Source organism: Palleronia abyssalis (assembly GCF_900302445.1).
GTDB classification, from domain to species: domain Bacteria; phylum Pseudomonadota; class Alphaproteobacteria; order Rhodobacterales; family Rhodobacteraceae; genus Palleronia; species Palleronia abyssalis.
In genome coordinates this window covers 246513-269062 of the sequence record NZ_ONZF01000001.1, presented here as the reverse complement: position 1 = coordinate 269062, position 22550 = coordinate 246513, and the positions used below count along the sequence as shown (strand labels likewise).

The following is a 22550-nucleotide window of genomic DNA, read 5'->3' as shown; positions in this document are numbered from 1 at the left end:
ACCTGATGGTGTCGATTTCTAGCTTGCGCGTTCGAGCAGCGCTTTCGCCCGCCCCTCCATCGCGAGCCGTGCATCTTGCTGCGTCTTGCGTCGCGCGACCGCCGTGATGCCCTGCACGAAGTCGAAGACGCTTTCCGGCGGATGGCCTTCCTCAGCCAAGACCGTCTCGACGATCTTCGAGGACTCCGCCTTACCGAAGCCGCGCTTGCGCAGAAAGTCGGTCCGATCCTCGTCGGTGCGTGCCACGATCTGCTCCCGCGCGGCCCGGATGCCGTGGACGAAAGGCACGGGCGAGGAGTCCGCGAAACTCGCGAGGGCGGGGGCCGCTTCACGGGCGAAGCGGTTCGCGGCGTGCTTGGAATGCCGGATCCTGATCTCCTGGAAGTCCTCGACACCCCAGAGGTTGCGGTTCTGGCAGACGGCCCGGAGATAGAAGCTGGCGATTCCGAGCGTCTTCGCGCCGACCTCCGAGTTCCAGCAATAGAATCCCCGGAAGAACAGGTCGGGCGAGCCGTCCGGCAATGTCCCGGCCTCGATCGGATTGCGATCGTCGACGAGGAACAGGAACACGTCGCGGTCCGAGGCGTAGAGCGTCGTCGTCTCTTTGGTCACGTCGACAATCGGATTGTAGACGCCCGTCGACCAGTCGAGCACGCCGGGGACCTTCCAGCGCGTATCACCGACGCCATCGCCCGCGATGCGCTGGACCGCCGCGACCAGCTCAAAGTCGTAGATACGGCCATAGTCGGGACCGGTCACGGCGCGCAGTTCAGCGCGTCCGTCGGTGGTCTCAAGCATCTTGACCTGTTCGGCCCGATGCGAGGTCAGACCGTATTGCAGATTGATCCCCGCAAGTGCCGCAGGAAGCTGGCGCAGATAGGTCGCCGGTGCACCCACGAGGCTCGTGAGCTGGCCGAAGCTCCAGTGGGTCGGCGCAACGGGCCCGTCGGCTCCCGGCGCGATCAGCGCCAGCGCCTCCGGATCGTCGCGACTGTCGTCGACGCGGATCGCAGCACTCTCGACGATGCGCGTCCGGCTCCGCTCCGCGCGGCCCTTGACCGCCGCCTGCAGCGCCGACAGCGACAGGTAGCGCTGGTCGTCGGGTCGCGCGAACCATTCCGATGAGACGCGGCCGTCATGGCCTCCGCGGGATACATCCACCCTGTAGCCGCTCGACGCGTCGCGAGGGCCGTCCTGAAGTTCGATATCGGTCATGTCGTGTTCTCCGTGACGGGCGGCCGCGAGGAACTCTCCCGACCTCCAGACCCGTCACGGCGACAGCCGCAGGCCCCTGTCTCTATTCAGCCGCCAATCTCAACGCAGGACCCCGGGAATTCGAGGCGGCGAGAGCATGAAGGTCGTCGGGTTTCAGATGGGTATATCGCCGTAGCATCTTCCAATCCTTGTGGCCGGTCACCAGCGCCACCTGCTCAATGGCGAAGCCAGCTTCGAAAAGGCGGCTCGTTCCTTCGTGGCGCAAGTCGTGAAAATGCAGGTCTTTGATCTCAAGAGCACGGCAGGCTCGCCGGAAGGCAGTGCCGACCGACTTGGGATTGTGGGGAAAAATCCGGCCGCTGATCCTTCCAGACCTTGGCGCTTGGGCACAGACGATTGCCCACGCATCATATCCGTTCGCTGCGAACAGAGGGATACGTTGGTCGTTTCCATCCTTGTTTCGAGGATCCTTTCGATCCCGGATCAATAGCATTCGTTTTTCGGGATCGAGATCCTTCCATTCGACCCGGCAAATTTCGTCGAGCCGCATTGCCGTTGCGACGGCGAATTCGACGATGCGCGTCATGGGGATGGTCAGGCGTTCGATGGAGTCGAAGAACCGCGCGAGGCGCATCAATTCATCCTGTGTCGGTCTTCGGTCCCGCTCCTTGCCCTTGCCGACCAGTCCCAAACGCTTCAGGGCAACGCGCGCGAGATCGACCGGCTCCGGGGAAATGTCGAGGCCATGGACGGCGGCCGCATGGGTCAGGATCATGCGGATCGTCCCGATGTCGATGCTGAGCGTGACAGGTCCTGCCCCAGTGGCCGCGCGGCACCGTCCGAAGTCGATCAGTGTTTGACGATCTAGGTGGCCAATTTTGGAGTGTCCGAGTTGCGCTTTCAGCGCTGCAAGCGTCGCTGCCTTGCTCCGCAACGGCGGCTTTCCGACGGCGCACATGTCGGCGATATGAAGGTCGACGAGATCGCCGAACGTGGTCAGACGAGAGACCGACGACTTGTTGGGCGCAAGACCCTGATCCACCCGAGTTTCCGCCTGCCGAGCCCAACGATGGGCGTCGTCGCGGCGCAAGAACGTCTCGCTTGCATAGCGCCCCTTGCGCCGGATCTGGACGCGGTAGGCACCCGACGGGAGTTTGTTTATGGTGGCCATCTGGCGTGTGCGCTCCGTGTGCACTGAGTCGTCGTAGAGGGTCGGATTGCCGGATATCGAGGCGTAGTCTGGCGTAGGGGCAACCGGCATCAACATTTTGAAGATACACAAAAAATGCAAATAAAACAACATGCTAGATTGTCTATTGCGCCGATGATGGACTGGACGGACACGCATTGCCGCGTGTTCCACCGGATTTTGTCGCGGCATACATTGCTCTACACCGAGATGGTTACCGCGCCCGCTCTGGTCCGGGGCGGGGCGCGGCATCTTCTGGCGTTCGATGATTGCGAGCATCCGGTCGCTCTGCAGCTTGGCGGGTCGGACGCGAAAGAGCTTGCGGCGGCTGCGAAGATGGGCGCGGAAGCGGGGTACGACAGGATCGACCTCAATTGCGGATGCCCGTCGGATCGGGTGCAGTCCGGCACCTTCGGTGCGGTCCTGATGCGGTCGCCGGATTTGGTCGCCGAGGCCGTAGCCGAGATGATCCATGCCCAGTCACGACCGGTCAGCGTGAAATGCCGGATCGGGGTGGACGATCAGGACCCTGAAATCGTGCTGCCCGATTTTCTGTCAAAGATCGCCGCGGCGGGTGTGAAGGACGTGACAATCCACGCCCGGAAGGCATGGCTGCAAGGCCTCAGTCCGAAGGAGAACCGCACGGTCCCGCCGCTGGACTATGCGCTGGTTCACCGCATGAAACCCGCGTTTCCCGGGCTTCAACTGACGATCAATGGCGGGATCGAGACGCTGGACGAAGTCGAAGACCAGTTGACCGTCATGGATGGCGTGATGGTGGGACGCGCCGCCTATCACCGGCCCGCCGATATCCTGCTCGACGCGGATCGCCGGATATTCGGGTCTTCCGCGCCGCCCTTGACCCGGTCCGAGGCGGTGGAAGCGATGATCCCGTATGTCGAACGTCATATCGCCGGGGGCGGACGCCTGCATCAGGTGTCGCGTCACATGCTGGGCTTGTTCGCCGGGCTGCCCGGGGCGCGTCAGTGGCGCCGCATCTTGAGCGAAGGGGCGCATCGGACCGGGGCCGATGCCGGGCTTCTGCGCGACGCGATGGGGGCCGTGGAGCAGGCGCGGGCGGCCTGACCCTCAGTCGCGCTGGCCGGCGTTGCGGGCCCGGCCGCCGCGGCGCTGGTGCAGTTGGCCCTGCCGGCCGGGGAGTTCGGCCATGATACGGCTGCGTTCGGCGGGAGTCATTTTGCGCCAGGACGTAATCTCGTCCATGGTGCGCAGGCATCCCGTGCAGAGCCGGGCGGCCGGGTGGATCACACAGACGTTGATGCAGGGGGTTTCGATCGGCGGCGCCGTTGTCGTCTCATCTTCCATGCGCGTCCTCAAAGTCGTGTCAGGCGGTCGAGCGCGCCTTGCAGGATGTAGGCGGCCGCGACCTGGTCGATGACGCCTGCCCGGCGGGCACGGCTGGTATCGGCCTCCAGAAGCGCGCGTTCCGCCGCCATCGTCGAAAGCCGTTCGTCCCAGAAGCAGATCGGCAGGTCAAGCGGGCCCTTCAGATTGCGCGCAAAGGCGCGGGTGGATTGGGCGCGCGGCCCCTCGGACCCGTCCATGTTGCGCGGCAGGCCTAGAACGATGCCGCCAATCTCGCGGCCCTTTGCGATCTCGGCCAGACGCGCGGCGTCCAAGGTGAACTTCTTGCGGCGCACCACTTCGAGCGGGGACGCGATGGAGCGCATTCGGTCCGAGACGGCAACGCCGATGGTCTTGGTGCCGAGGTCGAGGCCCATCAAGGCCGACATCGGGGGCAGGGCGGCGGCAAAGTCTTCGATTTGGTCGTGGATCATGGGGTGGCCTTGTCGAGGAGGGCCGTCGGCCCCCCGACCGCTGACGCGGTCCCCCCCGAGGGTATTTGTCCAAGGGTGAAGGGCTGGGGGCAGGTTGATGCGGTCATTCGGCACTGGCAGCGGCCGCTGCGTCCTCGATCAGGGCAACATCGTCGGGCTGGTTGGCGAAGACCTGCCGCGCCTCGTCGGCGATGGCCGCCGCACGATCGGTCTGACCCAGGACCCCGAGCGCCGAAATCAGGCGCGCCCAGTCCGGGGCTGGGCCGCCTTCGGTGGCGAGGCGCTGGCTCAGCCCTTCGACCATGCCACGGATCATCTCTTCCCGCGCTTCGGGGGTCATGCCGGCCGCGTTTTCCATGTCTTCGGCTGTTGGGCCGGGGGCGGCGTCGGGGCCGGGTGGGACGTAATCGATCCCGGCGCGGGCGGCGACCTGGCCGATTTGCGCGCGGATCGGGCCGTTCCACGGCGCATCGCCGGGCGTGGCTTCGAGCAGGGCACGCCAGATGCCGAAGGCCCGGTCCGGGCGGCCGGTCTGCGCCAGTGTCAGGCCCTTGAAATAAAGTGCGCGGCCGTTGTTTGGATCACGCGCCAAGGCGGCGTCGAACCGCGACTCGGCCTGCGGTGACACGAACCCGCCCGCGGCCAGGACCATGAACTCGCCCAGAAGGGCGATGTCGGCGGAGGCAGCGTCTTCGCCCAGCAACGCGACCGCCCGTTCCTGGGCACGGGCGGCCGCGCGGAAATCGCCGATCCGCGCCTCGTTCCGGGCAAGAAGCGTCCAGCCTTCAGAATCGTCGGGGCGTTCCTCCATCGTGCGGCGCAGCCGGTCCAGCAGGGCGGCGAACTCGGGCTCGGGTGTCAGCGGCTCGGGTAGGGACGACAGCGCCTCGGCTTCGGCCTGGGCCTGGTTGGGACGGTTGGCGCGCTGGTCCTCAGCCTGCGCAAGGCGGGTGCGCAGGGGCAAATCGGGATAGCCCGGAGCGCCCTGGGTGATGTAAAGCGCGACGCCGCCCGCCATGACCGCAAGCGCGACAGTCGCCGCGGCCACGATCCGCGCGGTCCGTGGTGCGAGCGCCGTCGTCGGGGCCTGGCGGCGGTCGGCGTCGAGCAGGCGGCGTGCGACCTCGGCGCGGGTCTGCTCGGCCTCGGCCTCGGTCAGGGTGCCGCGGGCCAGGTCACGTTCGACCTCGGCCAGCTGGTCGCGGTAGATCGCCATGTCAGTGCGGCCGGACGCGTCCCCGGCGCCACGCAACACGGCGCCGATGATCGGCAGCGCGCCGAGCGCGGCAATCACAATGGCAGCGATCCAGAACAGCATGTCCCCTCCTTGGTCCGGGCGCCCCTTCGTCTAGCCGCAACCGGCCTCGGGGGAAAGGCGGCGGGACAGGCTGCCGCAGGCGCCATGTCGCAAAAACGGTTGAAGATGACGCTGCCACGCATCTAGTGGGCCCCGCCCGGGCCTATGACCGGCCAAAGGCCACAGGGGACGCCCATGAGACGCTATTCCGCATTCGCCATCGCCCGTGAGGCCCTTCGCCACCACACCGGCTGGGGCCGCGCCTGGAAAGCGGCGTCCCCCAAGCGCCGTTACGACGTCGTGATCGTGGGCGCGGGGGGGCATGGTCTGGCGACGGCGTACTGGCTGGGCAAGAACCACGGCATCACCAATGTCGCGGTGCTGGAGAAAGGCTGGCTGGGCGGCGGTAACACGGGCCGCAACACGACGATCATCCGCTCGAACTACCTGCAGGACCCGTCGGCCGCGCTGTACGAGAAATCGCGCAGCCTCTACGAGACGATGAGCCAGGACCTGAACTACAACGTCATGTATTCGCCTCGCGGCGTACTGATGCTCGCCCAGACCGAGCACGAGGTCCGCGGCTATCTCCGCACGGCTCACGCCAACAAGCTGCAGGGCGTCGACACGCGCTTTCTGTCCGCCCGCGAGGTCAAGGAGATCTGTCCGATCCTGAATATCGAGGGGCCGCGTTATCCGGTTCTTGGCGGTTTGTGGCAGCCCCGGGCCGGTACTGCGCGCCACGATGCCGTGGCCTGGGGCTATGCGCGGGCGTGCTCGGACATGGGCATGGACATCATCGAACAGTGCGAGGTCACCGGCGTCATCCGTGACGGCGACAAGGCGACCGGCGTCGACACCACGCGCGGGCATATCGACTGCGGCAAGCTGGGGATCGTGGTCGCGGGCCACTCGGGCCGCCTGGCCGAGATGTCGGGCTTCCGCCTGCCGGTCGAATCGGTGCCGCTGCAGGCGCTTGTGTCGGAACCGATCAAGCCCTGCATGGACATCGTGGTGATGGCCAACACCGTCCACGGATACATGAGCCAGTCCGACAAGGGCGAGATGGTGATCGGCGGCGGCACCGACAGCTATAACGCCTATACCCAGCGCGGCAGCTTCCACCATATCGAGGAAACGGTCCGCGCCTTGGTCGAGACCTTCCCGATGATCAGCCGTTTGAAGATGTTGCGGCAATGGGGCGGGATCGTGGACATGACCGGCGATCGGTCGCCCATCCTGTCGAAGACGCCGGTGGAGGGTATATTCATCAACTGCGGCTGGGGCACGGGCGGCTTCAAGGCGACGCCGGGATCGGGCTGGGCCTTCGCGGAACTGATGGCCAAGGGGCACAGCCCGCTGGCCGAGGCATTCAGCATGGACCGCTTCCGCCAAGGCCGCTTCATCGACGAATCCGTGGCAGCCGGGGTGGCGCATTGATAGACTGGTGGACTTCTCTGGAAGAGGCGTCTCAAATTGCTGTATCAAGTGCGTTTATCGGCGCAGCGATCGGTGGCTTACTTTCTCTGTTCGGAGCCTTGATTGTTCTCAGCATCAATCATCACCTCGAACGCAAGAAGAAGCTTCAAGAGACTGAAGCTGCTGCCGCTTGGGCGGCCTACCGTGGTCTTCAGAAGTTGATGAATGACCTGAATGCAGTCGAGAACCTAGCGAGACACCTTGATAGTGAGTTTCGTCGAGCGCAAGGTAATGAAGAAATTAACGAGCCAGCCTTGTTTATCCGCCAAATTGTAGGGGCGCCAGACACTGTTGTTTTTCTTGAACAAGATGAGATGCGTTTCTTGGTGGGTCATTCTAACGACTTAATTCAAGATATATCTGAAATCCAGCGACGCATCAGAAACGATTTACATTTCGTTAATAAGTATAATGATCTCAAGAATGATTACGATAATTTTATGATTTCTCTTGATGAAATCGCTCTAAAGGTCGACGGAGAGATTGCAGGCGCAGAGCTGAAGGGGGTGAATGCGAAGAAGGCTGAAATTAAAATCGGCAGAATGAACTTGCTTATTTCTGATGTCATAGCGTCTTTGGACGAGGATCGAGTAAAGATCGTAGATATTGTCCGAGACTATATTGAGCATGGTCGGAAGGCGTACGGGGATAAGTTCCCGGCAAATGAACTCGAGATTAAGGAGCCGCGTTGATGCTAATCCTCGATTGCCCCTATTGCGGCGCGACTTGTGACGAAACCGAGCTGACCGCCGGCGGCGAGGCGCACCTGACGCGCCATGGCCCCGGGTCGGAAGACGTCGACTTCGAGACCTACCTGTTCATGCGCGAGAACCCCAAGGGCCCGCATTTCGAACGGTGGCGCCATGCGGCGGGCTGCGGCAAGTGGTTTCACGCCGCGCGCCACACCGTGACGATGCAAGTCTTCGGCACCTATCCCGCCCAGACCGTCGAACCCCCGCAGGAGATCCTCGACCGCATCAGCGAAGCCCACCCGGGCTGGTCGTGGCGCAGCTACGGAGACCGCACATGAGCCACCGTCTTCCCACCGGCGGGCGCCGCCTGACCCGGTCACGCCGCCTGAACTTCACCTTCGACGGCAAGGCCCGCGAGGGGGTGCAGGGCGATACGCTCGCCTCGGCGCTGATGGCGGGCGGGCAGGTCCTGATGGGCCGGTCGTTCAAGTATCACCGCCCCCGCGGCCCCGTCTCGGCCGGGCACGAAGAGCCGAACGCGCTGGTCGGCATCGGGCAGGGCAGCCGGTTCGAGCCGAACCAGCGCGCGACCGCCGCCGTGCTGCACGAGGGCATGACCGCCGTGTCGCAAAACCGGTTCCCGACGCTAGAGAACGACATCGGCGCGGTGAACGCCAAGCTGTCGCGGTTCCTGCCGGCGGGCTTCTATTACAAGACGTTCCTATGGCCCGCGTCGTTCTGGAAATCGGTCTACGAGCCCTTCATCCGTCAATCCGCCGGTCTGGGCCGCCCGCCCGAGGGCGAGGATGCAGACCGCTACGAGCATTTCCACTTTCACTGTGACGTGGCCGTGGTCGGCGGCGGCGTCGCCGGGATCGAAGCGGCGCTGAACGCCGCACGCGAGGGCAAGCGCGTCCTGCTGATGGAGCAGGACCGCGTCTGGGGAGGACGTACGATCACCGATGCCGGGATCGACGGGATCGAGCTTGGCGGGCAGTCGCCCGAGGCTTGGGTCGAGGATCGGATCGCCGAGCTTGCCGCGATGGAGAACGTGACCCTGCGGCTGAACCTGCAAGGCTCGGGCGTGTATGACCACGGGTACCTCACGGCTTATGAATGGGTCACCGACGACCGCCCCGGCGCCGATGCGCCGCGCCATCGCCTGTGGCGGATCCGGACCGGGCTGATCGTCACCGCCACCGGCGCGATCGAACGTCCGCTGCCCTTCGCGGGCAACGACATTCCCGGGGTGATGCTGGCCTCGGCCGTGCGCGATTACGTGTGCGACTATGCCGTCTCGCCCGGCAAGCGTGTAGTCGTGGTGACGAACAACGACGACGCGTACCGCACCGCGCTGGCGCTGCACGGCGCCGGCGTCGAGGTGCCCGCCGTGGTCGATGCGCGCCCCGAGGTGAAGGGCCCGCTGGCCGCCCGCGTCCGCGACGCCGGGATCGAGATCCTGACCGCGTCGGGGATCAAGGCGCTTGGCGGGAAGAAGGTGTCCGAGGTGAAGGTCTGCGACATCGACGGCGATGGGACGCCGACCCGCACGCTGCGCTGCGCGGCCGTGGCAATGTCGGGCGGGTGGTCGCCCGTGCCGCACCTGTGGTCCCATTGCGGCGGCAAGCTGCTGTGGGACGAGGAGCGCGCGTTCTTCTACCCCGACCCCGACCGCCCGCCGTTGGGGGCCGATGGCAAGGGCATGGTCGCCGCCGTCGGCGCCGCAGCGGGCGATCTGACCTTGTCGGAGTCCGGGGTGCTGGGGCAGGTGACGCTGAATGAACATGCCATGCGCCCCGTCTGGATCATGCCCACCGGCGCGGGCCCTGAGCTGCGGTCGAAGATGTTCCTCGATTACCAGAACGACGTGAAGGTCTCTGACGTGCAACTGGCAGCGCGCGAGGGCTTCGTCAGCGTCGAGCATGCCAAGCGATATACCACGCTAGGCATGGCGACGGATCAAGGGAAACTAAGCAACATCAACGGCCTGGCAGTCCTTGCGGGCGAGGTTGGCAGTCCCATTCCGCAAGTCGGCACCACGACTTTCCGCCCCCCTTACGTGCCCATCAGTATGGGCGCCATCGCGGGCGAGGCGCGGGGCAAGATTTTCCAGCCCCTGCGCCGCACGCCGATCCACGACTGGCACGAGGCGAACGGCGCCGATTGGGAGCCCGTGGGCCACTGGCGCCGCCCCTATACCTATCTGAAAGAGGGTGAGGATCGCGAGGCGGCGGTGAACCGCGAAGTAAAGAACGCCCGCGAAAGCCTTGGTTTGCTTGACGCTTCCACGCTGGGGAAGATCATCGTGAAGGGGCCGGATGCCGGTCGGTTCATGGATCTGCTCTATACCAACATGATGTCGACCCTGAAGGTCGGGCGCTGTCGGTATGGCCTGATGTGCTCGGAAAACGGGTTCCTCATGGATGACGGCGTCGTCGCGCGGCTGAGCGACGATACCTTCCTGTGCCACACCACGACCGGCGGTGCGGACCGCATCCACGCCCATATGGAAGAATGGCTGCAGACCGAATGGTGGGACATGAAGGTCTATACCTCGAACGTGACCGAGCAGTGGGCCCAGATCGCGGTTGTGGGCCCCAACGCGCGGAAAACGCTGGAGAAGCTGGGGGGCATGGATGTCTCGAAAGAGGCCATGGCCTTTATGGACTGGGCCGATGGGCAGATCGCCGGCATCCCGGCGCGGGTCTTCCGCATCTCGTTCTCCGGCGAGCTGAGCTTCGAGGTCGCCGTGCCAGCCAATCGCGGCCGCGAGTTGTGGGAAAAACTTCTTTCGGCAGGTGAAGAATTTGGCGTAACCCCTTACGGCACCGAAGGTTTGCACGTCCTGCGGGCCGAGAAGGGCTTCATCATGATCGGCGACGAAAGCGACGGCACGGTGATCCCGCAGGATCTGAACATGCAGTGGGCGATCTCGAAGAAGAAGGAGGATTTCATCGGCAAGCGCGGGCAGGAACGGATCCACATGACCGATCCGAAGCGCTGGACGTTGGTGGGCTTGCAGACCCTGGATGGCGGCAAGCTGCCCGACGGGGCCTATGCGGTCGCCGAGGGAACGAACGCCAACGGTCAGCGCAACACCCAGGGCCGCGTGACCTCGACCTACCATTCGCCCACGCTGGGGCACGGCATCGCGATGGGCCTTGTCCTGAACGGCCCGGACCGCATGGGCGAGGTGCTGGAGTTCCCGGGAACCGACGGTCGGGTGTACAAGGCGCGGATCGTCGATCCGGTCTTCTACGACAAGGAAGGGACCAAGCAGGATGTCTGAACCGATGACCGCGCTGCAGGGTGACAGCTTCGCCGGGTATGTCACCGTTTCCGAAGACGAACCCCGGGGCATGATCCAGCTGAGGGGCGATCTGGACAGCAGCAGCCTGCGCGACGCCTTGCAGGCCGCGATCGGCTGCGGGGTGCCCGATCCGCTGGCCATCGCGACGGGCGACCGGGGTGCTGTGGCCTGGATGTCCCCGGACGAGCTTTTGCTGCTGACATCGCCCGATGCCGCGGCAGGAACCCTGTCGCAGTTGTCCGAGGCCCTGGGGGACGCGCATCACCTTGCGCTCGACGTCAGCGATATGCGCGCGGCGATCCGGCTAGAGGGCGCAGGGGTGCGCGAGGTTCTGGCGAAGGTCACGCCGATCGACATGGCGACGATGACCCCCGGCACCTTCCGCCGCACGCGGCTGTCGCAGATCCCGGCCGCCGTTTGGCTGTCCGACGAGCGGACCGCGCATGTCCTCTGCTTCCGGTCAGTCGGGCGCTATGCGTTCGACGTCCTGGCGATCAGCAGCAGAAAAGGCGGCGAAGTCGGTGCGTTCCAGGGTTTTCGCGCGCCCCATTAGGCCTATGTCGTGTCACAAGTGAGCGAAGGCCGCGTGATCAACGTGGCATTCCGCCCGCGAGACATTCTTATCCGAACGGAGGACCTCCGACATGGCATTCGAACTTCCCGATCTACCCTATGCCCACGACGCGCTGGCCGACAAGGGCATGAGCCGCGAGACGCTGGAATACCACCACGACATCCACCACAAGGCCTATGCCGACAAGACCGCCGACATGGTCAAGGGCTCCGAGTGGGAGGGCAAGTCGATTGAAGAGATCGTCAAGGGCACCTACGACAAGGGCGCGGTTGCCCAGTCGGGGCTGTTCAACAACGCCTCGCAATACTGGAACCACGTCCAGTTCTGGGAGTGGATGACGCCCGGCGACAGCAAGATGCCGTCCGAAGTCGAAAGCGCGCTGGCCGACAGCTTCGGCTCGGTCGATGCGTTCAAGGAAGAGTTCGCGACCAAGGGCGGCGGCCAGTTCGGCTCGGGCTGGGTCTGGCTGGTCAAGGACTCCACCGGCGGCCTCAAGGTCACCTCGACCGAGAACGGCGTGAACCCGCTATGCTTCGACCAGACCGCGCTTCTAGGCTGCGACGTGTGGGAGCATTCGTATTATATCGACTTCCGCAACAAGCGCCCTGCCTACTTGTCGAACTTCCTCGACAAGCTGGTGAATTGGGAAGCTGTCGCATCGCGCATGTGACTTGAGGAACTGAACGCAAGGCCCCGCTTCGGCGGGGCTTTTTTTCTTTTGGGGGTGCCATGCTGGTCATTCTGGACGACATCGACGCCGAAACAGCCGCGATCCTGCGCGCGCCAATGCGCACGCCGGCCGGGGTCGCTTGCCAAGCGGTCGACATGCAGACCAGCCTGGGCACGGAGAGTGGATATCGCCTGACGCTGAGCCTTGTCTTGACCGAAGATGTCCGGACCGAGACGGCCGCCGAGTGGCTTTGGGAACGGATCGAGGACGAGGTTCCCGTCGTCATGACCGTAGCCGGCACCAAGGCGAGGGTCGGGGAACCTGCCGCGCTGACCTGGCTTCTGGACCGCGCACGCAACCAGGCTTGAGGAACCGCGACCCGGGGCCGCTCGTTGATTTTCAGAGTTCAACGATAAACAGGAGCCTCCCAATGGCCGAACGCAAGCGATCCAAGGACGGCACGAGCGAAACCGAACAATATGTCGACGACAAGGTTGGCACGCCCGGTCATTCGGGCCGCGCGCAGGGCGAGCTGGAACGCTCGGTCGGGACGCGGGACGAGCGCCGGCAGACCGAGCACGGTGAAGGTGCGACCCGCGTCACGAAGCAGGACGAGAAGGGCGAAGGCAACCTTGGCGGTCTTCACGGCACGGGCGACGAAGACGGGAAGGGCAGCTGAGATGAGCGCACGACTGACAAAAGGAACATGGGTCCTGATCGCGGACGGCGAGAAGGCGTTGATCCTGGAAAACCAGACCGATCACGAAAACCCATATCTGACCGTTCTGAGCAAGGAAGAGCAAGAGAACCCGCCCGACCACGCCCAATCCGCCAACCGGCGCGGGCGGTTCAATGACGGCCCAAGCGTGCATCGCTCGGCCGTCGAGGACACGGACTGGCACCAGCTGGCGAAGGATCGCTTTGCCGATGATCTGGCCGATATGCTGTACAAGAAGGCCCACAAGGGGGCGTTCAAGGATATCGTGCTGGTCGCGTCCCCCGGTGTGTTGGGTGAACTGCGATCCAAGATGCATCAGGAGGTCGAGCACAAGGTGGTCGCCGAGGTCCCGAAGACCCTGACGAACCACAATCTCGACGATATCGAGAAGATCCTGAAAGATGAGCTGGACGCGGCCTAGCCGATGCTCCGTTCATCAGTGTCAAGTTTGAAAGGGCGCGCCGTGACGCGCCCTTTTTCGTGGCTCAATCCGTTCCACGATAGGGGGGCACGTATTGCAACCCCATGTCCCAGGGGAAAAAGATCCACGTGTCCTGACTGACTTCGGTGATGTAGGTATCCACCTGCGGCCGGCCTTTTGGCTTGGCGTATACCGTGGCGAAATGGGCCATCGGGAACTGCGCCCGTACGATTTCCAACGTGCGACCCGAATCCACCAGATCGTCGACGATCAGGATGCCGGTACCGTCGCCCATCATCTCGGTGTCGGGGCTTTTCAGCACGCGCGCCTCGGTCTGCGACTGGTGGTCGTAGCTTTTGACGCTGATCGTATCCACGACACGAATGTCGAGTTCGCGGGCCACGATCATCGCGGGCGCCATGCCGCCGCGCGTGATGGCCACGACCGCGCGCCAGCCGCCCCCGCGGTCCCCGGCGTCGCCTTCGGGGCCCAGCCCGTCCAGGCGCCACGCCAGCGCGCGGGCATCCCGGTGCAACTGGTCCCAGCTGACGTGGAACCCCTTTTCATGGGGCAGTCGATCGGTCATGGCAGCGTTCCTTTCCTCGTATCAGCCCAGCGCAACCTTGAGGCCGAGCCCGCCCAGTATTGTGCCCATCCCACGGTCCAGCCATCCTTTCGCCGCGCCGTAGGCCGCCCGGGGTTTCGGCAACGAAAAGGCGCGTGCGGTGACCAGGTACCACAGCGTTTCGACCCACAGGATATTGAACAGGATCAGGGATTTGACTGTCCAGCTGGCCTCGGGCGGGACGAGGCCGACGAAGACCGCGCCAAAGAAAATCGCGGGCTTTGGGTTGGCCAGCTGCGTCAGCGTGCCCAGCCGGATGGCCGAGATCAGTCCGCGCGGGGGCGCATCCGGGGCCACTGTGGGCATCGGGTCATCTGCATGGGCCCACATCTTGTACGCCAGCCAAAGAAGGAAAAGCCCGCCACCGATCTTCAGCACCAGGAACAGGGGCGGCACGATCTCGAACAACAGCGCCAGACCGGCAAGTGCCGCGAACGCCCAGATCATGGCGCCCAGCCCGAACCCCATTGCCAGACCGGCCGCGGGACGAAACCCCTCGGACGCGGCGGTGCGGATCGACAACACGAAGGACGGCCCCGGAGAGATCGCTGCCAGAAGATGCGCGATGGCCACGCCGATGATCGCGGCGATGCTCATGCGCGGGTGAACAGCAGCTTCAGGCCAAGGACAGCCAGAACCGCGCCTGCGATGCGGTCGAGCAGCGGTTTCGCCCCCAAATATGCGGATCGGGCCGCCGGGCGCGACAGAACTGTGGCCAGAATTGCGTAGAACGCGACCTCGACCGCCAGATGATTGCCGACGATCAACGCCATCTCGGCCCCCCTCAGGTCCGCCGGAAAGATCACCAGCAGCACGGCCGCAGCGAACAGGACCGATTTCGGGTTCGCCAAGTTGATGAGCGCGCCGTGAAGCACGAACCGCCCCGGACGGACCGGCCGCGCCAGCGGACCGATGGGCTCCTTCGCATCGCGCCAAGTCTGCGCCGCAATCCACAGAAGATACAGCGCACCGCCGATCTTCAGCGCTCCGTAAGCCCAAGGCACGGCCGCGAACACCTGGTCGAGGCCCAGAAGCGCAAGGCCCGTCCACATCGCGGCGACCAGGCCAAGGCCCGCGCCCGTCAGCATGCCGGCCATGCGCCCTTCGACGATCGAAACTCGCAGCGCGTAGATCAGGGCAGGGCCGGGCGACAGGATCGCCGCCAGAAGGGTCGCGTTGAACGCGAGGAGGTGCGCGCCCTCCACCCCCTCAGTCCCGGGTGATGTCCGGTGCGTCGGGGTTCTTCATGCCGACGACGTGATACCCGGAATCGACGTGCAGAACCTCGCCGGTGACCGCGCTGCCCAGATCGGACAGCAGGTACAGGGCCGACTTGCCAACCTCTTCCTGCGTGACGGTGCGGCGCAGGGGCGAGTTGTACTCGTTCCACTTCATGATGTAGCGGAAGTCGCCAATGCCCGAAGCGGCCAGCGTCTTGATCGTACCCGCGCTGATCGCGTTCACGCGGATGCCGTCGCGGCCCAGATCCTCGGCCATATAGCGCACCGATGCCTCCAGCGCGGCCTTGGCGACGCCCATCACGTTGTAATGCGGCATCACTTTCTCGGCGCCGTAATAGGTCAGCGTCAGGGCCGATCCGCCGTCGGTCATCAGTTTCTCGGCGCGCTGCATGACGGCCGTAAAGGAATAGCACGAAATATCCAGGCTCATCCGGAAGTTCTCGCGGCTGGTGTCGACGTAGCGGCCGCGCAGTTCCGACTTGTCCGAGAACCCGATGGCGTGAACCACGAAGTCCAGCTTGCCCCAGCGGTCCTTGACCGCTTCGAACAAGCTGTCGAGGCTGTCCATGTCGGCCACGTTGCACTCGACCATGAAGTCCGAGCCCAAGCTTTCGGCCAGAGGCACGACCCGCTTCTTCAACGCGTCGCCCTGGTACGAGAAGCAAAGTTCGGCCCCTTGGTCGGCCAGGGCCTTGGCGATGCCCCAGGCGATGGACTTGTCGTTGGCCAACCCCATGATCAGGCCGCGTTTGCCCGCCATCAATCCCGCCATGGTATCCGCCCCATCAATTCCATTATCCGTCCGGAGGCTTTAGGGGATAGTCGCAAGACCATCAAGACGTGCAGGGGGCACCGCATGACTTCCACCACCAGCATCTTCGGCGCGAATGACCCGTTCGACCTGATCCGCGCGTGGCTGTCCGAGGCCGAGATCAGTGAGGCGAACGATCCCAACGCCATCTCGCTGGCGACGGTCGATCCGGACGGGATGCCGAATGTCAGGATCGTCCTTCTGAAAGAGATCGAGGAAGACGCCTTTGTTTTCTATACGAACTACGACAGCACCAAGGGTGTCGAGCTGACGCAATCCGGCAAGGCGGCCTTCGCGCTGCACTGGAAGTCCCTGCGCCGTCAGGTCCGCGTGCGCGGGTCGGTCCGGCGCGAGGACGGTCCGCAGGCGGATGCCTATTACGCCTCGCGCGACCTGGGATCTCGCTTGGGCGCGTGGGCGTCCCGGCAGTCTCGCCCCTTGAAGGATCGCGCAACCCTAGAGGCGCAGGTCGAGCAGATGAGGGATCGCTTCGGAGATGCTCCGCCGCGCCCACCGTTCTGGGGCGGGTTCCGCCTGACGCCCGTGTCCATCGAGTTCTGGCAAGACGGAGCGCACCGGTTGCATGACCGGGAAATCTGGACACACTCAGGTGGATCGCGTGAATGGGATGTAAAAAGACTTTCTCCGTAGCCGCCTATGCCTTATGGGTATTGTGCGACCGGATCCAACGCGTGAAACGTTGGATGTCTGGATCGGTTCCGAAGCCGAGGCGAAAAAATGGGATACGGCAAAGCGGGTGAAGAAAGCCTGGCCAGGGGATACATGTTCGACAAGGATGAAGACACGCACCAAGTCTTTACCGGTCAGGTGAAGTGGTTCGATACTGCGAAGGGCTACGGCTTCGTCGTTGTATCGAGCGTTCCGCGCGACATCCTTCTGCACGCCAACGTGCTGCGCAATTACGGGCAGAACAGCGTCGCCGACGGCAGCCGTATCCGTATCCGCGTGATCGAGACGGATCGCGGGATACAGGCCCAGGAGGTCCTGGAGATTCTGCCGCCCGAGATTGGTGGCGACGAGGATGGCATGCGTGCGCTTCCGTTCGACGAGGATGTCGTCGGAGGAGATCTCGAGCCGGCGCGCGTGAAGTGGTTCGATCGGTCCAAGGGATTCGGGTTTGCGAATGTCTTCGGCCTGGCTGACGACGTGTTCATTCATGTCGAGGTTCTGCGTCGGTCCGCACTGGCCGATCTTCAACCGGGCGAGGCGATCGCCATTCGGGTTGCCGAAGGCGCGCGGGGGCGGCTTGCAACGCAGGTTCTCCTCTGGGAAACTGCTGTTGCGGATACCGGCGCGCCCCGCGCGGCGGATGACGACCGCAGCAACATTGAACTGGTGCCATCATGGGATACCAAGGAAGCGGCCGAGTAGCGCTTTTCCTCTTGCTCGGTGCGGTTCCTGCATGGGCCGACTGCGCAGACACGAGTGTCGAGATGCGGGGCGACTGGGGCAGGGCGCGGTTTGCGGTAGAGGTTGCCGATGACCCCGCCGAACGTGCCCAGGGCCTGATGTTCGTCGAGGACATGCCGACGATGGAGGGGATGCTGTTCATCTATGAACGCTCCCAACCGGCCAGTTTCTGGATGCGCAACACCCTGATCCCCCTCGACATGCTGTTCCTTGATCAGACCGGAACCGTCACCCGCATCCACGAGAACGCCGTTCCCCTGGACGAGACGCCGATCCCCGGCGGGGATTCGGTGCGCGCGGTGCTCGAAATCAATGGCGGTATGGCCGCCCGGCTTGGCATCGACGAGGGGACTGTGCTGCGCCATCCGAGCCTCCCACAAAGCCTCGCGGCTTGGCCCTGCGCGGAGTAAGCGAACCGGGCGGTGATGGTCGCCCTTCCCATCCGATCCGTCGCGCGATAGGAAGGCCCCAGTCGGGGTGTAGCGCAGCCTGGTAGCGCATCTGCTTTGGGAGCAGAGGGTCGGAGGTTCGAATCCTCTCGCCCCGACCATCAAAAAGATACCCACAGCTTTCGTGCCCAGATGTTGATATCTTGTGGAGCTTTCCGCCCACATGGTGTGCATCTGCCGCATCTTTTTCGTACTCCGCCCCCAGCGCCGATTCGCAACCCAAGCGGGAAACCCCTAAAAATCAGTGTGTTCGGAAATCTGCCCCCGGGCAGGTCCGGAAATTCGCCGTCAAGTCTAAAGAGATTGTTGACGATGGCCGCGATTGCGCTTCTATTTTGTGGGCGCACCAAGGGTGCAACACCATATCTTGTAGCCGAGTTCGGGCCGAAGCAGACGGCCCCCTCCGGTCCCCACGCGGCACCGGAGCCACTCAATTGATGTTAAGGGCACGCAGATGAAGATCGATCGCAAGTTTACCAAGGCCGGGCAGGACGCCTATGCCGATCTCGCCTTCACCACGACGGTCAGCGAGATTCGCAATCCCGACGGTACCGTGGTCTTCCGTAACGATCAGGTCGAAGTCCCCCGCATCTGGAGCCAGGTCGCCAGCGACGTCATCGCCCAGAAATACTTCCGCAAGGCCGGCGTGCCCGCCAAGCTCAAGCGCGTGAAGGAAAAAGGCGTGCCCGAGTTCCTGTGGCGCTCGGTCCCCGACGGTCAGTGCGAGAAAGTGGGCGAGACCAGCGCCAAGCAGGTCTTCAATCGTCTTGCCGGCGCCTGGGCCTACTGGGGCTGGAAGGGCGGCTACTTCACCTCTGAAGAAGACGCCCGAGCCTATTTCGACGAGATGCGCTTCATGCTGGCCACCCAGATGGCCGCACCGAACAGCCCGCAATGGTTCAACACCGGCCTTCACTGGGCGTACGGCATCGACGGCCCCAGTCAGGGCCATTTCTACGTCGACCCGGAAACGGCCAAGCTGACCAAGTCCGACAGCGCCTACGAGCATCCCCAGCCCCACGCCTGCTTCATCCAGTCCGTCTCGGACGACCTGGTGAACGACGGCGGCATCATGGATCTGTGGGTCCGCGAGGCACGGCTGTTCAAGTACGGCTCGGGCACCGGATCCAACTTCAGCCAGCTGCGCGGCGAGGGCGAGCCGTTGTCGGGCGGCGGCAAGTCGTCGGGCCTGATGGGATTCCTCAAGATCGGCGACCGCGCGGCGGGCGCGATCAAGTCGGGCGGCACCACGCGCCGCGCGGCCAAGATGGTGATCTGCGACGCCGACCACCCCGATATCGAGAACTTCATCAACTGGAAGGTCATCGAAGAGCAGAAGGTCGCCTCCCTCGTGGCCGGCTCGAAGCTGCACGAGCGTGAGCTGAACGCGATCTTCGCCGCCATCGCCGCCTATGAGGGCGACATCCAGCACGCCTGCGATCCCACGGTGAACGCTGGCCTGAAGGCAGCCGTGAAATCCGCGAAATCCGTCGCCATCCCGGAAACCTATATCAAGCGCGTCCTCGACTATGCGCGGCAGGGCTACACCTCGATCGAGTTCCCGACCTACGACACCGACTGGGATTCCGAAGCCTACAGCTCGGTCTCCGGGCAGAACTCGAACAACTCGATCCGCGTGACCGACGCGTTCCTGAAGGCCGTCAAGGACGATGCCGATTGGGAGCTGATCCGCCGCACGGACGGTGGCGTCGCCAAGACGATCAAGGCCCGCGACCTTTGGGATCAGGTGGGCCATGCCGCCTGGGCCTGTGCCGATCCCGGCATCCAGTTCCACGACACTGTCAACGCGTGGCACACCTGCCCCGAGGACGGCCCGATCCGCGGCTCGAACCCGTGCTCGGAATACATGTTCCTCGACGACACGGCCTGTAACCTGGCCTCCATGAACCTGCTGACCTTCCTCAAGGACGGCCAGTTCCAGGCCCAGGACTACATGCACGCCACGCGCCTGTGGACCGTCACGCTCGAGATCAGCGTGATGATGGCGCAGTTCCCCTCGAAGGAGATCGCGCAACGCAGCTATGACTTCCGGACGCTGGGTCTGGGCTATGCCAATATCGGCGGCCTTCTTATGACCCTCGGAATCGGCTACGACAGCGACGAGGGCCGGTCGCTCTGCGGTGCGCTGACCGCGCTGATGACGGGCGTCAGCTATGCCACCTCGGCCGAGATGGCGGGCGAGCTGGGTGCCTTCCCGGGCTACGAGAAAAACGCCAGCCACATGCTGCGGGTCATCCGCAATCACCGCACGGCCGCCATGGGGCAGACCGACGGCTACGAGGGGCTGGCGGTCAAGCCTGTCGCCCTCGACCACGCGAACTGCCCCGACCAGCAGCTGGTTGAGATGGCCGTGCAAAGCTGGAACGAGGCGCTGCGTCTGGGTGAACGCCACGGTTATCGCAACGCGCAGGTCAGCGTGATCGCCCCCACGGGCACCATCGGCCTGGTCATGGATTGCGACACCACCGGGATCGAGCCGGACTTCGCCCTGGTGAAGTTCAAGAAGCTCGCGGGTGGCGGCTACTTCAAGATCATCAACCGCTCTGTCCCCGCCGCGCTGGAGAACCTGGGCTATACCTCTGCCCAGGTCGAGGAGATCGTGGCCTATGCCGTCGGCCACGGCAGCCTTGGCAACGCACCGGGGATCACCCATTCGGCCCTGATCGGCCACGGCTTCGGCGACGAGGAGATCCGCAAGATCGAGGCCGCGCTTCCCTCGGCCTTCGACATCCGCTTCGTCTTCAACCAGTGGACCTTGGGCGAGGCGTTCTGCACCGGCACGCTGGGCATCCCGGCGGCCAAGCTGAACGATCCCAGCTTCGACCTGCTGCGTCACCTGGGCTTCACCCGCAAGGAGATCGAGGCCGCCAACGCCCATGTCTGCGGGACCATGACCCTGGAAGGGGCCCCGCACCTGGACCCCAAGCACTATCACGTGTTCGACTGCGCCAACGCCTGCGGCAAGCTGGGCAAGCGCTACCTGTCGGTCGGCAGCCACATCCACATGATGGCGGCGGCGCAAAGCTTCATCTCGGGCGCGATCTCGAAGACGATCAACATGCCCAACACCGCCACGGTCGAGGATTGCCAGCGCGCCTACGAACTGTCGTGGTCGCTGGGGACCAAGGCCAACGCGCTGTATCGAGACGGCTCGAAGCTGTCGCAGCCACTGGCCTCCGCCCTGATCGAGGATGACGACGAGGCAGAGGAAATCCTCGCCTCCGGGTCCTCGCACGAAAAGGCGCAGGTCCTGGCCGAGAAGGTGATCGAGAAGATCGTCCTGAAAGAGGTCGCCAAGGGTCGCGAGAAGATGCCCGAACGCCGCCGCGGCTATACCCAGAAGGCCATCGTCGGCGGCCACAAGGTCTATCTGCGCACCGGCGAATACCGCGACGGTCGCCTGGGCGAGATCTTCATCGACATGCATAAGGAAGGCGCCGGCTTCCGCGCGATGATGAACAACTTCGCCATCGCGGTGTCGGTGGGCCTGCAATATGGCGTGCCGCTGGAAGAGTTCGTGGACGCCTTCACCTTCACCCGCTTCGAACCCGCGGGCATGGTGCAGGGCAACGAGGCGATCAAGAACGCGACCTCGATCCTCGACTACATCTTCCGCGAACTGGCCGTGTCGTACTTGGACCGCAGCGACCTTGCCCATGTGAAGCCCGAAGGTCAGGCCTTCGACGACCTTGGGCGGGGCGAGGAAGAGGGCAAGCGCAACTTCCGCGACCTGCCCGACAGCGGCGGTTCGTCCCCGCTGGACGTGCTGCGTCAGGTGGCCTCCACCGGCTATCTGCGCGGCCGCGCCCCGAAAGAGCTGGTCATCTTGCAGGGCCACAAGTCCGAGACCGTGACGGTCAGCCAGTCCGACGCGGTGGCCGTCCAGACCGTGGACACGCCCGCGCCGGTGGCGGATGCCCGCAGCAAGGCGAAGATGCAGGGTTACGAGGGCGATCCCTGCGGCGAATGCGGCAACTACACGCTGGTCCGCAACGGCACCTGCATGAAGTGCAACACCTGCGGCGGGACGTCCGGGTGTAGCTGAGAGATTGAAGGTTGGGGACCGGTGTTCCAGCACCGGCCCCCGCAAGCCTCAAGCTGATAGCGCAACTTGAGGCGAAGCTTTCGAAGGAATATTGCGGACGCTGAAAAGGCTTAGGTGAACTTGAGCGCTTACCAATACGGCGCTTCTGACCGTCCACAGCTAATCTCGATCATGGGGATAAAGGGTGGATAACCCAAAGGAGAACTTTGTGGCTAGGAAGACCAATGGTGAAGTTATAGGCGCGAAGGCCGCCTCGGCAGCGTCCAAAGTGTTATCTAACCCTCGATCTTCAAAAGCAGCAATGTCCGCTGCCGCTTCGGCCCTGACCCAAAGGCCGAACAAGAAGTAATCGAAGTTTTTTAATTGGAACGGTTCATGCGGACTGTTCCAAGAGTCCCGGAGCGGGTGCGCCCGCTCCAGGTGCTGGTCGAGACACAGGCAGAGACAGTTTTCCCGAGCAGTGAACCAATGGAAGCTCGACCGGCTAAACTGAAAGGGGCCCCTTCGCGGGGCCCCCTTTTTTTTGGCCAACCGCGCCTTGACTGAAATCGCGCGGGATGAGG

23 protein-coding genes and 1 tRNA gene are annotated in these 22550 nt (G+C 64.1%); 15 read left to right on the top strand and 9 right to left on the bottom strand.

Features of this window, described 5'->3' with window-relative positions; translation table 11 throughout:
• Window positions 1–18 precede the first annotated feature (18 nt).
• Both PAA8504_RS01350 and PAA8504_RS01345 read right to left on the bottom strand, forming a co-directional pair.
• Window positions 19–1215: a DUF932 domain-containing protein gene (locus PAA8504_RS01350; protein WP_108892370.1), complete on the bottom strand. Its 1197-nt coding sequence runs from the start codon at window positions 1213–1215 to the stop codon at window positions 19–21.
• Window positions 1216–1297: 82 nt separating this feature from the next.
• Window positions 1298–2518 (bottom strand): site-specific integrase, encoded by a 1221-nt coding sequence (locus tag PAA8504_RS01345; protein WP_245897479.1) that lies wholly within the window; start codon window positions 2516–2518, stop codon window positions 1298–1300.
• Between the two features lie 21 nt (window positions 2519–2539).
• Here PAA8504_RS01345 and dusA point away from each other — a divergent pair, with 21 nt between their 5' ends.
• Window positions 2540–3490, top strand: a complete 951-nt coding sequence (dusA, locus tag PAA8504_RS01340) for a tRNA dihydrouridine(20/20a) synthase DusA (RefSeq protein WP_245897507.1) — start codon at window positions 2540–2542, stop codon at window positions 3488–3490.
• A gap of 3 nt (window positions 3491–3493) precedes the next feature.
• Here the strand turns inward: dusA and PAA8504_RS01335 are convergent, their stop codons facing one another.
• From PAA8504_RS01335 to ccmI, 3 genes are all read right to left on the bottom strand, one after another.
• Window positions 3494–3730, bottom strand: a complete 237-nt coding sequence (locus PAA8504_RS01335; protein WP_108892367.1) for a DUF1289 domain-containing protein — start codon at window positions 3728–3730, stop codon at window positions 3494–3496.
• Between the two features lie 8 nt (window positions 3731–3738).
• Window positions 3739–4203, bottom strand: coding sequence for a Holliday junction resolvase RuvX (ruvX, locus tag PAA8504_RS01330; protein ID WP_108892366.1), 465 nt, complete (start codon window positions 4201–4203; stop codon window positions 3739–3741).
• Window positions 4204–4306: 103 nt separating this feature from the next.
• Window positions 4307–5521 (bottom strand): c-type cytochrome biogenesis protein CcmI, encoded by a 1215-nt coding sequence (gene ccmI / locus PAA8504_RS01325; protein ID WP_108892365.1) that lies wholly within the window; start codon window positions 5519–5521, stop codon window positions 4307–4309.
• A 174-nt stretch (window positions 5522–5695) separates the two neighbouring features.
• Here ccmI and PAA8504_RS01320 point away from each other — a divergent pair, with 174 nt between their 5' ends.
• From PAA8504_RS01320 to PAA8504_RS01280, 9 genes are all read left to right on the top strand, one after another.
• Window positions 5696–6940, top strand: a complete 1245-nt coding sequence (locus PAA8504_RS01320) for a sarcosine oxidase subunit beta family protein (protein ID WP_108892364.1) — start codon at window positions 5696–5698, stop codon at window positions 6938–6940.
• Window positions 6937–7671: a hypothetical protein gene (locus PAA8504_RS01315; protein ID WP_108892363.1), complete on the top strand. Its 735-nt coding sequence runs from the start codon at window positions 6937–6939 to the stop codon at window positions 7669–7671. The genes PAA8504_RS01320 and PAA8504_RS01315 overlap by 4 nt, the downstream gene beginning before the upstream one ends.
• Window positions 7671–8009, top strand: a complete 339-nt coding sequence (locus tag PAA8504_RS01310; RefSeq protein ID WP_108892362.1) for a sarcosine oxidase subunit delta — start codon at window positions 7671–7673, stop codon at window positions 8007–8009. The genes PAA8504_RS01315 and PAA8504_RS01310 overlap by 1 nt, the downstream gene beginning before the upstream one ends.
• Window positions 8006–10960, top strand: coding sequence for a sarcosine oxidase subunit alpha family protein (locus tag PAA8504_RS01305; protein WP_108892361.1), 2955 nt, complete (start codon window positions 8006–8008; stop codon window positions 10958–10960). Before PAA8504_RS01310 ends, PAA8504_RS01305 begins: the two co-directional genes overlap by 4 nt.
• 4 nt (window positions 10961–10964) lie before the next feature.
• On the top strand, window positions 10965–11534 hold the full coding sequence (locus PAA8504_RS01300) for a sarcosine oxidase subunit gamma (protein WP_245897478.1): 570 nt from the start codon (window positions 10965–10967) through the stop codon (window positions 11532–11534).
• Window positions 11535–11625: 91 nt separating this feature from the next.
• On the top strand, window positions 11626–12225 hold the full coding sequence (locus PAA8504_RS01295; RefSeq protein ID WP_108892359.1) for a superoxide dismutase: 600 nt from the start codon (window positions 11626–11628) through the stop codon (window positions 12223–12225).
• A 59-nt stretch (window positions 12226–12284) separates the two neighbouring features.
• Entirely contained in the window at window positions 12285–12593 is a 309-nt protein-coding gene (locus tag PAA8504_RS01290) for a hypothetical protein (protein WP_108892358.1), read from the top strand.
• Between the two features lie 62 nt (window positions 12594–12655).
• The gene (locus PAA8504_RS01285) at window positions 12656–12904 is read left to right on the top strand and encodes a hypothetical protein (protein WP_108892357.1); all 249 of its coding nucleotides are present in this window, start codon (window positions 12656–12658) and stop codon (window positions 12902–12904) included.
• Window position 12905: 1 nt separating this feature from the next.
• The gene (locus tag PAA8504_RS01280; RefSeq protein WP_108892356.1) at window positions 12906–13364 is read left to right on the top strand and encodes a host attachment family protein; all 459 of its coding nucleotides are present in this window, start codon (window positions 12906–12908) and stop codon (window positions 13362–13364) included.
• Between the two features lie 64 nt (window positions 13365–13428).
• Here the strand turns inward: PAA8504_RS01280 and gpt are convergent, their stop codons facing one another.
• The 4 genes from gpt to fabI are packed head-to-tail and all read right to left on the bottom strand — an operon-like array spanning window position 13429 to window position 16002.
• Entirely contained in the window at window positions 13429–13950 is a 522-nt protein-coding gene (gene gpt, locus PAA8504_RS01275; protein ID WP_108892355.1) for a xanthine phosphoribosyltransferase, read from the bottom strand.
• Window positions 13951–13971: 21 nt separating this feature from the next.
• Window positions 13972–14586: a LysE family translocator gene (locus PAA8504_RS01270; protein WP_108892354.1), complete on the bottom strand. Its 615-nt coding sequence runs from the start codon at window positions 14584–14586 to the stop codon at window positions 13972–13974.
• Window positions 14583–15194: a LysE family translocator gene (locus PAA8504_RS01265; protein WP_108892353.1), complete on the bottom strand. Its 612-nt coding sequence runs from the start codon at window positions 15192–15194 to the stop codon at window positions 14583–14585. Before PAA8504_RS01265 ends, PAA8504_RS01270 begins: the two co-directional genes overlap by 4 nt.
• A gap of 4 nt (window positions 15195–15198) precedes the next feature.
• Window positions 15199–16002, bottom strand: a complete 804-nt coding sequence (fabI, locus tag PAA8504_RS01260; protein ID WP_108892352.1) for an enoyl-ACP reductase FabI — start codon at window positions 16000–16002, stop codon at window positions 15199–15201.
• Between the two features lie 84 nt (window positions 16003–16086).
• On the opposite strand from fabI, the gene pdxH reads away from it, so the two are divergent.
• The 5 genes from pdxH (at window position 16087) to PAA8504_RS01235 (ending at window position 21987) form a co-directional block, all read left to right on the top strand.
• The gene (gene pdxH / locus PAA8504_RS01255) at window positions 16087–16692 is read left to right on the top strand and encodes a pyridoxamine 5'-phosphate oxidase (protein WP_108892351.1); all 606 of its coding nucleotides are present in this window, start codon (window positions 16087–16089) and stop codon (window positions 16690–16692) included.
• An 87-nt stretch (window positions 16693–16779) separates the two neighbouring features.
• Complete coding sequence (locus PAA8504_RS01250) at window positions 16780–17433, top strand: cold-shock protein (RefSeq protein WP_245897477.1); 654 nt, start codon at window positions 16780–16782, stop codon at window positions 17431–17433.
• 62 nt (window positions 17434–17495) lie between these two features.
• Window positions 17496–17882 (top strand): DUF192 domain-containing protein, encoded by a 387-nt coding sequence (locus PAA8504_RS01245; protein WP_306419510.1) that lies wholly within the window; start codon window positions 17496–17498, stop codon window positions 17880–17882.
• Between the two features lie 63 nt (window positions 17883–17945).
• A tRNA-Pro gene (locus PAA8504_RS01240) sits at window positions 17946–18022 on the top strand.
• A gap of 353 nt (window positions 18023–18375) precedes the next feature.
• A complete protein-coding gene (locus tag PAA8504_RS01235; protein ID WP_108892349.1) occupies window positions 18376–21987 on the top strand; it encodes a vitamin B12-dependent ribonucleotide reductase in 3612 nt (1203 codons plus the stop codon).
• Window positions 21988–22550: the final 563 nt, after the last annotated feature.